Here is a 10910-nt window from a genome sequence, read left to right as displayed (position 1 = left end):
AACGTATTTAGAAGTATTCAAATACCTTGATTACACGCTCAACACCAGAAATATTACGGGCAATTTGTACCGCTTCATTTGCTTCTGTTTTACTTACCAAGCCCATCAAGAACACTTCACCGTTTTCAGTGACGACCTTGATGTTGTTACCGCTGACATTTTCAGCTGCAAGCAATTGAGTCTTAACTTTAGAAGTCAGCCAAGTGTCATGGCTTTGCGTTGTGATACTCGTCGGTGAGCCAATACGAAGCTGGTTGTGGAGTCGACGAAGCCCGTCTACGCCTTCAGCAGCGTTTTGAGATTGCGTTTTAAGTTGGTCACTGGGGACTTGGCCCAAAAGTAATACGATGCCGTTGTAGCTCACTACCGTGACATTAGCATCTTTGCGCTCACCAAGAGCATCTTTGATAGCCAACGTGGTTTTAATTTCAATATTGTTATCGTCTATCTGGCTACCAATTGTGCGTCTATCATTGGCGGCCGTAACGGCGCCCGCTGTTCCTGCTACTACCGCTGCAGCGCAGCCTTGCAGTAGTAAGCTGGCTACAACGACTCCAATTAGGTGTTTATTGTTCATTTAGTCTTCTCCCTGCGGAAACAGCGTCATATCGATTAACTCGCTGAGACAATGTAAATTGATAAGATGAGATTCTAAAATTCGGCTTGGGCGCTTAGCTGGAATTCGTACTTCAACGTCGTTGGTATTGAGTAGCCCTGCGAGCTCTCCGCCATCATCGCCAACGAGCGCAATGACGGTCATGTCTTTGGTCAATGCAGCCTCTACTGCACTAATAACAGACTTTTCATTGCCATCAATGGCTAGCACGAGTAGTAAATCTCCTTGCTCACCTAATGCTCTGATTTGGCGAGCATAGATATCTCGAATTTTAATGCTCGTACTGTGTGCACTGAGGTTCATTGCTTGTGCTGATAAGGCTATGGCTGGCAAACATGGGCGCTCAGTTTCATAGTGATTAATGAGTAGCCCTGCAAAGTGCTCACTGAGCATATGGCAACTCGATGCGCCACAGCACAACAATTTGTTGCCGTTGATGAGAGCTTGAGCAATTCTAAGAGCTGCTGATTCCAGCGCAGCGGGAAGTACTTCCCCTGCGGCGATTTGGGCTTGAATGCTTTCTGTAAAAAGCGCTTTTATTTGTTCTTGCATTTAAAGTACGTTTTTAATCCAGTGAAAACTTTTCGCCTGACTACCTTCTATCGCGATGAAATCGACTCGCAATATGCAGTGAGACAAGTCATGTTTTTGAACATAATGAGCGACCGTTTTTTGTAAACGCTGCTGCTTTTTGTATGTAAGCGCATTAATTGCGCCGCCAAATTTACCGGTTTCACGAAATTTAACCTCAACAAATACGATTGTTGAACCTTCTTTCATGATGAGATCTATTTCACCATAGCGACAAAAATAGTTGCTACCAATCGGTGTTAAACCTTGGCTAACTAAATACTCTTGCGCGAGTTGCTCATAGTGCTGTCCCTTCTGCCTGCTGTTGAGCCATGTCTTCGGTTGCCAAAACATCTGATAACTCCTCCTGAGTCTCTTGCTCACGCTGCAATGGGGTTGGCTTTATATGATTTAATTTTACAGGAGTAATCTGTCTTGATTCATACCTAGCCCACGCCAGTTGTCTTACTAATTCACCGTCGCTGTTAACGCTGAGAGTACCTGTTAAGCCTGGCATACCTTTACCCGGTAACATACTCAGTTGGCGAAGCTCTGGAATCACAGAGATAGCATCAAAGCCCATGGCAAAAAGTCGCATTTCAATATCGGCGTTATTTGGCCACAAGCTTTTAACCGTTTCCTTAAGCTGGCGGCTGCTTAAGTTGGTCATGCCTGTTGGTGGAAGCATCCAAGGCAATTCGGTGAAGTAGAGACCATTTAGATCACGTTTATCCGACGTGTCTATTTGAGAGCTATGACTTTTCGAGCTTGCGTAAAGTGGAATACGATCCACAAAAGTACTGATATTTACATCTAAATAAGGCTTTAAGAGGCGAGTCTGCGTTGCATCCGCCAACAAGTATATGACGTCGATGTCGCGTCGCGAGCGTGTTTCACTTTCAACTTTTTGTTTAAAAAGGGATTCAATCACTTCGATGCGCGCTGCGCTGTTACCAACTTCCAGTAGTTCAGTAATTGCAGTTTCCATCTCTTTATTATCGGCAAACAAGCCAACTAGCGGAGCCTGCTCATTATATTCAAGCCACTGCTGCGAGAAGTGTTGTGTTAAGCGTGAGCCAGAACGATCGCCGGCTGCAAGCAACAAAGGCTTTTTAAAACCTTGCGCCATAAAGTGCTGAAGTGCTTGGTCGAGTTCGTGCTCAGGTGCTAAAGCAAAAAAGAAATGCTCTGTCGATGTTCGTGGAATATCGCTTCTATTTAAATAAACCGCAGCCACACCCTCGAGTAAATTTTGCTCTTCAAAGCGATTAATATTGGATTTCAGTAACGGGCCAACGGCAAAATCGATACTCGCAGATGATATGAGTTCACGAAGTTCATCATCTGTTTTATTGGCATCAATAAAATAGACATTTTCAAATTGGTGGTTGTCCAGCGCGGCTAATACACCATTTTTTACAGCTTCTCCAAGTGCCTTGTTTGCTCCGCTCAGAGGAAGAAACACGCCTAAATTACTGACACTAAAAGGCTCTACTTGCATCAGCTGCGCAACTTTTTCATCTAAAGCAAAGTTAGCAGGATGTGATGGGTATTGCTTTTGCCAGTTATTTGTCGCGCTATGTAGCTCGATAGGTGAGCCTAAATACAATTGTTTGATTTGCGCCAGTTGTGACCAACCTCTTTGCAACTCTGAACCTTGGTCCAATGCTCTTAGTTGAGACAAACTCAAAGATTGCAGACTTTGCCACAACGTTGGATTCACTTCTTGGTTGCCTAAAGTAACTTCCGCTGACGCATCCGAGGCACGAAACAGAAAAGGTACGGCTTGAGTGTATAAGCCCATTTTGGCGTAAGCGGCACCTTGAACCAATTGGTGCCAATAGAATTCTTCAGCAGTACTTAACTGCGATTGCAATTTAGCCGCTTGACTCAGGGCAATTTGCAACTGCCCTCTTTGGACCTGACTGTAGGCAATGATGAGCTGCGACTGAGTAGTGCGTTGGGGATCGACTCGCATTAAACCAGAACTTGCCAATTCGAGTGTTTGCCAGTCTTGCTCATCGATGGCGGCTGTCTGCGCTTCGATAAGCTTATCAACACGAGCTTGAGCGCTTAGTTCAATGGCCTGAGCGTAAATTTGTTGTGCAGAAAATGACTCAGCCTCTTGTGGTTCATTGAGGCTAATCGGGCTAATTTCATTTTCTTGAGGCTTTTGTGTTGTGCTGCAAGCTGATAAGCCTGACAATAACATCATAAAAGCAATAGTTTTGAGTCGCACAGTCTTAAATTTCCATATGGCCATGGTGTGATTCGCTTATCTTACTGACTGATGCAGGAGAGCTCAATGTCCAATGCGGATATTTCAACCGAACATCAACAATCAAGCCCTGGGACTTTGTTTGTCGTTGCTACGCCTATAGGTAACTTAGACGACATTAGCCAGCGTGCAATCAAGACCCTATCTGAGGTCGACTTAATCGCTGCTGAAGACACGCGCCATACCGCCAAGCTCTTGTCTCACTTGGGGATCAGCAAGCGTACATTTGCACTTCATGATCACAATGAAAAGCAAAAAGCGCAACAGGTTGTAGATTGGCTCAATGAAGGGCTGAATGTCGCGTTAGTCAGTGATGCTGGAACACCGCTTATCAGCGACCCAGGGTACGCATTGGTGAATTTATGTCGCGCCACAGGCGCTAGTGTAACGCCAATCCCAGGTGCTTGTGCCGCTATTGCTGCGGTGAGCTGCTCAGGCTTACCAACAGACAAGTTTCAATTTGTGGGCTTTTTACCGGCAAAAAGTAAAGCGCGGCAGGACTTCTACCTGTCAGCATACGAGACTGGCATGACAAGCATCATGTACGAAAGTACTCACCGTATCATGGCGAGTCTCAATGATTTAAAAGAGGCGCTTGGCGCAGAGCAGCAAGTGGTGCTAGCCAAAGAACTCACCAAGAGCTTTGAAACCTTTTTTAATGGCACTGTGACAGAGCTCATTGCATTTTTAGAGCAAGACACTGCACGTCAAAAAGGTGAGATTGTCTTGATGTTGCCTGGCAAGCCTGATCAAAGCAGTGAAATAAACCCAGAAGCACTGCGACTAATTGAGTTGTTGAAGGCTGATATGCCACTCAAAAAAGCCTGTGGTGTGGCAGCTGAATATTTTGGCCTAAAGAAAAATGCGCTCTATAAGAGTATGTTAGAACAAGAATAGCTGCTGTAAGTCAAACTATCTCATGGCAAGGTTCAACTTCGTCTAGCTAGTTTCGGCTAAATAAGTATAATACCGCGCTGAGTCGGCTAGATAATCGCTGCCTGTGACGAAAATGATCAGGGGGAGGAAAGTCCGGGCTCCATAGGGCAGGGTGCCAGCTAACGGCTGGGGGGCGCAAGCCTACGACAAGTGCAGCAGAGAGGAGACCGCCAACTTCGGTTGGTAAGGGTGAAAGGGTGCGGTAAGAGCGCACCGGGCCACTGGTAACAGTTGGTTGCAAGGTAAACTCCACCCGGAGCAAGACCAAATAGGGTTCCTTATGGTGTGGCCCACATCGGAACCGGGTAGGTTGCTTGAACCTTGGAGCGATCCAAGGTCTAGACGAATGATTATCCACGACAGAACCCGGCTTACAGGCAGACTCAAAAATTTTAGTAACCGCTTGATTTGCATATGTAGATCAAGCGGTTTGCTAAAATCCTTCTTCATCACATCGCAAATCCATGTACCGAGTGATACACGGTTTTCAACTTCACAACGCTAGTCACAGCGAAACATCTGCATCTCAAAAATATCCTAAGGTATTGATTTAGGTAGTTTTACTTGCCTGATAGTATTCTCACTAACAGTTTGATTTTTCAAGCTTAACGCTCGATTTCAACGGTACATGGTTTGGTACACGGTGCTTGAAATCGGCATTGGTTAGTGAGGTGTATATGCGAGCTGTAGCTGGGTGCCAATATTTGTATCGCCGTAAGGCTACCTACTACCTTAGGGTTAAAATACCTAAACGCCTTGGCGTAAGGGAAATAAGGCTGTGCCTTAGGACGCACAAACTTGAGGTGGCCTTGGTTTTGATGCAGCGCCTTAAGCCATTAATTTCAAAGTTAAAGGGGCTTGTCATTCGGTCTATGGCGTTAGACACTAGCTCCATAAGCCAGCAGCTCGACCAAATGAAAACCGCCATGCAAAAGCAGTTAACCATAGCCGATATAGACCCGATGATAGCCAAAATGGAACAAGGTTTCAGTGATGGTGGTCATGCCATTAATGCCTTAGGCGATAAATCGATACTGGAACTGGATGACCGATTCAAGGAGTTGTTCGTCCACATGGCGGATAGCGACTCCAATGAAGAGCGGGTTAATCGCTTCGCTGAAGTGCTAAAAGGCCTGTCGGATTATGAAAGGTGGTCCTTCCTAGAGTCCATGTCCTCGGTTATGAAGGTGTTCTCTGGGATGAAGGACGAACCGTCCGAAGGCGAGGGGATACCACAGCAGGCAAATGAACTGTTGGCCGAACATGGCTTTGCTATTGAGTCTAATAGCCTGCCTTACCGAGTCCTGTTGAGTAAGCTTAAGGCCAGTAATGCCGTACGGGATGAGTTATTGGCATCCATTTTCAATGAAGACTTCCTAGGAGAGCGAGAAGTCCAAGGCTTATTAACCAAAGCCCCAGAACCTATGGTGGTTGCGCCTATGGTTGAGGTGGATGATGAGCCTACAGGCCCACTTTTTTCTGAAGTGTATGCCGAATTCCTCGAATTTAAGATCAAGAAGGAAAAGCTGACCGAGAAAATACAGAAGGATTATGAAAGGGTCTATACGGTATGGCGGCTTGTAATGGAGGATCGGCCAATCGAGCAGTATAAGCCTAAGGATATAGGGCGATTTATCGACAAATGCTTTGAACTACCCCGTATGAATATCGCGCCATATAATAAAATGAGCTGGCAAGAACGGGTGGAGTGTGAAGTGCCCGAGGATGATTTGATTTCACCTAAGTCCGTCCAAGGCTATTACAAATGGACGCAGTCGGTGTTTGCATATGCCAAGAAAGACACGGTGGATCTTATTAGTGTATCACCTTGTTCCATCAAGCGAGACTTTACCACCAATATCCGAGGTGCCTTCTCTGATACAGAGCTAAAGCAGTTTTTAAATGCCGCTAAGGAAGAACGCAAAACATGGAAGAAGTGGATTATTCAGCTTGGCATATACACTGGGGCACGCCTCGGTGAGCTGGTTCAGTTAAGGAAGTCGGATATTCGGTATGATGAGGAAACCCAGCGCCATTACATACTGATCACCGATGAACATAAAGACCAGAAATTAAAGACGGAGAATGCCAAGCGTAAGATCCCGATGCATAATGAATTGATTACTAGTGGCTTTCTTGATTACGTAGCGACATGTGAGCAGGAGGTATTTGATGAGTTGGATAAGTCGGTAAGGGTAACGGGTTGGATGCCTAGGCTAATGGAATCCATCGGTGTGCCAACTTTCAATGAATTAGGCCATAAGCGATCATTCCACAGTTTCCGCCACACCTTTATTACCAAGCTGATGAATGACGGTGTGCCAGTTAACAACCTTCAACAGGTGGTGGGCCATGAAATCAGTTCTTTTGGTATCACCAGCAACTACACGCATAAGGCAACCAGTATTAAGAGTCTGGTCGAGGTGGTGGATGCGTTTGAAGTGGCTTGAGGAACTGTTGTTTGGACTGAGCTTGCTACGGACAAAATTTAATGTGCGGAGATTTACAACCACCTGTTTTATTGTATTGACGCACGGGGCTGTGGCTGTCTGGGCAATACTAGTAATTTAAAAGTATGTGGGGCGACAATGAGTAACCTTTGCTTAGATTTGCTAATTGAATCGGGACTTATGACAAGCTCTGGTAAGGCGATAGGCTTGGATGACCTTCCAAAAAATGAGGTGTCAAAAAGACTTAGTTATTATAACAATGCCAGAATTCAGAGTACGGATCAGGAGCTACAAGCTATCAACATGAGCGACAAGTTAAACGCTTTATTTAGCTCAGGTTCAACATCCCAAAGCTACGATAGTATTTTGTCTTCATCTCTGGTTTATGACTCAATTATAATAGATGATCCTCTTGTGACCTCTTCAGAGCAAATTAGCTTTGAAAGAGCCTCTTCGGGGCTTAAATTATTTGAATGGGCTTTCGATTTGGTTCGAGCAGGTATACTCCAGATTTTACCTATCTCATTTTTTAACAGACCAACCAACAATGTACCTTTTCTTATCTCGGACGACGCGTTTAGGTCATCAATACCCAAAGAGATACATAATTTTATTCATGACAATGCAACGTTAAAGTCAGTTAGGGTAGAGGAAGGTAGTTTTTTAATTCTATCTGAAGATGCTTACACAAATAGAAGAACTGCGCTACAAGTCCAGTTTGCTAATGATGTTTGGCACTCTGGAGTGAACCTTTACCTTTTTGAAACGTTACAGAATTGCCATAAAAATGAAGAGGGTAATTATGTATGTCAAAAAGTTTGGGATCCCAAAGGTCAGTTAGAAAAACAGCAATTTGACATATGGGCATACCAGTCAGTCAATCAAGCCATGAGGTGCAGGCTAAAAAATATATACAATGAGATATGTTTAGCTGAACGGATCGGGCATACATACATAACAGAATCTAAGTTCGAAGCTCAATTCATGGCTATGGCAGGTGAGAACAATTGCAGTCACGGCTCTTTACCGGCCAGATTTCTAAAGGCTAATAATAGCTTTATTGCCATAGATTCACCCCGTACCATTCTGGAATTGAGAGAAAAGCACTCCTTGGCTTTTGACCGTTTTAATCAGTCTCTTTTGTCTCTAACCGATGAGTTAACGGGACTTGACCCCGAAATATTCGATAGCAAGGCTGAGCGGTTATTTCAAAAAGAAATTATGCCCCAGTTAGATGAAATCAGAGACAGTGCTCACGCTATAAGTTCGGCAGCAGTGAAGGGGGTATGTATCAATTTAAGTGGGATTGCCGCAGCCATAGCTATGGGGAACTCCATGCCATTCTTTTTGGGGGTAATGACCTCTGCATCGGCTGGTCTATCTGAAGCATATCCAGTTGTTTCACAACGGGAGCGACTCAAGAAAAGGCCTGCGTATATTTGGCATAGAATAACCAACAAAACATAAATTATCCGAAATCCTCATAATAAATTTTGGATATTAGAAGGGTTAAGGGTTTCACTTAACCCTATTTCTTACTGATTAGCTTCGGGATTTTACAATACTTAGATTCCTTGATTGTGCCTCCAATGCCTTATCCAGTTCACCGTTGGCGGTGGCATCGATCACGGTTTGGATTACCGTTGGCAGGTTTTCCTTATCACCGACCTCAATGGCGTGGTTGCCTTTGGACAGTTCCAATGGTTTGTTGGCGAATCTCACTTCCAGATAATATTGGCCGTTACGGCTGTAAAACCAAGGGCTGACCTTCTTGGCGACTTTGACTTTCTCCTGTTGGCCTGTTTCCTCGTTCTTCTGCCACTTTTCTTTGTAACAGGTGTAGGATTCACCGTTAACTAGTGCCGTAGCCATTTCTCGTTGAACTTGGAGGCGGCTGATTAACTTGTCACGGCGTTTGGCCTCTGGTGTGATGCTTTTCTCTGGGCGTGAAACGGCCTTGAGCGTACTCAATATTGATTTAGTCATGTTATTTACCTTTTGGTTAGTGATTACTTTACAAAGCCGATAGGCCTTGTGGTTTGCTTGTGATTGGATTCAGTAATGAGAATGTCTAAGCAGTCTTGGGTGGATAGCTTAGTTGTCGAAAACTTCTGTCTGCGTTTGATGATCGCAAAATCGCCGACAGCGATGTTTTTAAGATTTGCTAGCTGCTGTAGCTGATAATTTGTAATCTGAGAGCGTCCACACGCTTCTCTGAAGAGCCGTATGAGCTGCTGTGATGTCAGATAGTCAAACACTAGTTTGAAGTCTGTACGTCTCATTAGAGCTGAATCTAAGTGCTTCTCGAAGTTTGTTGCAAAGAACAGTGGATATTCGAAACAATCGATCTGTGTAAGTAGTTCGTTGACTTGTTGAATTTCAAAATTCTGGGCGGCTCCGGTCCTATCTGCCAACAGGCTATCCACCTCGTCGATGAAGATGATCGCTTGTTGCTCGGTTGCCTGTTTAAAAATCTTCGCGATGTTCTGCTCTGAGCCTCCCACGAATTTATCGAGAACATCACTACACCGGACGGTGATTAGCTCTTGGTTCGTGACGTTAGCAAGGTGGTGGGCCAATGCGCTTTTGCCTCCCCCGCTGACTCCTGAGAGCAAAACCCTTACGCCGCCATGCTGCTTTATGGCAAGTTCAATATCAGCCAAGGCCTTGTTGCCACCTTTGATATTTAGGTTCTCAAGTGAAAACGTCATTTGTGGTTTGTAGGTGGCGGCATTCGTTTTAAAGCCACAGGCTTGGTGCACTTCGGTAATAAGGCTATCCACCAACGCCTCAGCCTGTTTACCTTGGCGGCCTATGGTTTGGCATACAAAGGCTGCATTGGCGATATTGGCAGGGGTGACATTGTCCTTGGTCGCAAGCTGTGCTTTAAATGGCTTACTGAGCCTCAGGCCTTTGGTGGTTTTGGCAATAATGCCTTCCATCACGCGGTTGTCAGGCACGAAAACGTGTTTTACAAAGTTAAACCGCCTAAGCACACTGGCAGGGATGTCTTCTACCGAATTAACCACCCAAATGCACGGCACCGTGTTGGCTTCGAGCATGGCATGTAGGTTATCTTTGCCGCCGGATGCTCGGTGGTTGAAGACCTGCTGGACTAGTATATCCTCGGCCTCGTCCAACATAAGCAAAGACTTTTCGTCATGGCTCACTATTCGTTGTACCAAATGGTGATGCTGAAGCCTTAGGTTTGAGCTTAATCTCTCTTGGTCATAATCCACCTCCCGCTGGTGGACATCAGATCCAAAGGCTTTAATGGCTATAAGCGAAGCGCCTAAGGTATCAGCCAACAAGCGACTTAGCTGAGTTTTTCCTGTGCCTGGTGCTCCAAAAAGCAATACATTTACTGATTGGGTCGAGTGATTTAATGCCACATCAAGGAAGGCGATTAAGTCCTCCAATTCAAGGTGTTCAAAGTCACTTAAGCCTAAGGTTGATGGTGGTTGCATCTGTACCAATGGCTCAATTAACTCGGTGTAGCTTGCCACCTTTTCACCCACTAACTTTTCCACCAAGGCATGAGGGATACCCGATCGGTCTAGTTGAAGGTACTGTGAACCTCGGACAAGACCTGTCTCCACCAAGGCTAGGTTGATGTTAATCAGTGCCTCTTCAGTGATCCCAACCATATGAGAAAACATCGAATTGATATGAATGTCCGAAGGCAGGCAGCAGTGTATCCATTCATAGAGGCCGCCGTTTACCTTTAACACCGCCATGAGCTTAATCACTTTCCAGCTATTGTCTGGTAGTTGTAATCCGTGCTCAAAGACGCGGCAGTTGTGGCCTAGAACGCAACCCTTAGTGACAGTTAGCCGCTGCTGTAGGTGAAGGGTGAGGTGGTCGAAATCCTCCGTTTGTCCCGTGAACTTAAAGGAGGTGCCACAGATACTTTTAATGGTGGCACCTTTGACCGCCATTAAGTCAGTGGAATCGATAAAACCTGAGGTCATCGCCCGATATGTATAGCCTGTGGCGTACGACTGATACATATTTGAGGGCAGTAGTTTGTTGTACGTTCTTGTCATGAAGTCCCCATAAA

At 45.2% G+C, this 10910-nt stretch carries 9 protein-coding genes and 1 other RNA gene; 4 read left to right on the top strand and 6 right to left on the bottom strand.

Annotated elements, in window-relative coordinates; genetic code table 11:
* Positions 1 to 7: 7 nt before the first annotated feature.
* Genes dolP through V1358_RS15585 form a run of 4 tightly spaced genes read right to left on the bottom strand, consistent with a single transcriptional unit; the run spans position 8 to position 3425 of the window.
* Positions 8 to 577 carry a division/outer membrane stress-associated lipid-binding lipoprotein gene (gene dolP / locus V1358_RS15600; protein ID WP_347390184.1) on the bottom strand — a complete coding sequence of 190 codons (570 nt, stop codon included), beginning with the start codon at positions 575 to 577 and terminating at the stop codon, positions 8 to 10.
* Positions 578 to 1168 (bottom strand): SIS domain-containing protein, encoded by a 591-nt coding sequence (locus tag V1358_RS15595; protein WP_347390185.1) that lies wholly within the window; start codon positions 1166 to 1168, stop codon positions 578 to 580.
* Complete coding sequence (locus tag V1358_RS15590; protein ID WP_347390186.1) at positions 1169 to 1540, bottom strand: YraN family protein; 372 nt, start codon at positions 1538 to 1540, stop codon at positions 1169 to 1171. It lies immediately after the preceding gene.
* Positions 1485 to 3425, bottom strand: coding sequence for a penicillin-binding protein activator (locus tag V1358_RS15585; RefSeq protein ID WP_347394140.1), 1941 nt, complete (start codon positions 3423 to 3425; stop codon positions 1485 to 1487). The genes V1358_RS15590 and V1358_RS15585 overlap by 56 nt, the downstream gene beginning before the upstream one ends.
* Positions 3426 to 3506: 81 nt before the next feature.
* On the opposite strand from V1358_RS15585, the gene rsmI reads away from it, so the two are divergent.
* From rsmI to V1358_RS15565, 4 genes are all read left to right on the top strand, one after another.
* The gene (gene rsmI / locus V1358_RS15580) at positions 3507 to 4361 is read left to right on the top strand and encodes a 16S rRNA (cytidine(1402)-2'-O)-methyltransferase (RefSeq protein WP_440589908.1); all 855 of its coding nucleotides are present in this window, start codon (positions 3507 to 3509) and stop codon (positions 4359 to 4361) included.
* Positions 4362 to 4439: 78 nt separating this feature from the next.
* Positions 4440 to 4790, top strand: an RNA gene (gene rnpB, locus V1358_RS15575) — RNase P RNA component class A.
* Between the two features lie 287 nt (positions 4791 to 5077).
* The gene (locus V1358_RS15570; RefSeq protein ID WP_347394138.1) at positions 5078 to 6850 is read left to right on the top strand and encodes a DUF3258 domain-containing protein; all 1773 of its coding nucleotides are present in this window, start codon (positions 5078 to 5080) and stop codon (positions 6848 to 6850) included.
* Positions 6851 to 6988: 138 nt separating this feature from the next.
* The gene (locus V1358_RS15565) at positions 6989 to 8317 is read left to right on the top strand and encodes a hypothetical protein (RefSeq protein ID WP_347394137.1); all 1329 of its coding nucleotides are present in this window, start codon (positions 6989 to 6991) and stop codon (positions 8315 to 8317) included.
* A gap of 75 nt (positions 8318 to 8392) precedes the next feature.
* Here the strand turns inward: V1358_RS15565 and V1358_RS15560 are convergent, their stop codons facing one another.
* Together V1358_RS15560 and V1358_RS15555 are read right to left on the bottom strand one after the other, a co-directional pair.
* Positions 8393 to 8836 carry a DUF6641 family protein gene (locus V1358_RS15560; protein ID WP_347394136.1) on the bottom strand — a complete coding sequence of 148 codons (444 nt, stop codon included), beginning with the start codon at positions 8834 to 8836 and terminating at the stop codon, positions 8393 to 8395.
* A gap of 23 nt (positions 8837 to 8859) precedes the next feature.
* Positions 8860 to 10896, bottom strand: a complete 2037-nt coding sequence (locus V1358_RS15555; protein WP_347394135.1) for an AAA family ATPase — start codon at positions 10894 to 10896, stop codon at positions 8860 to 8862.
* Between the last annotated feature and the right edge of the window lie 14 nt (positions 10897 to 10910).

The sequence above is a fragment of the Pseudoalteromonas pernae genome, assembly GCF_039831865.1.
Classification (GTDB): Bacteria; Pseudomonadota; Gammaproteobacteria; order Enterobacterales; family Alteromonadaceae; genus Pseudoalteromonas; species Pseudoalteromonas pernae.
The sequence above is the reverse complement of the archived record's forward strand: the minus strand, read 5'-3'. Positions and strand labels throughout refer to the sequence as shown.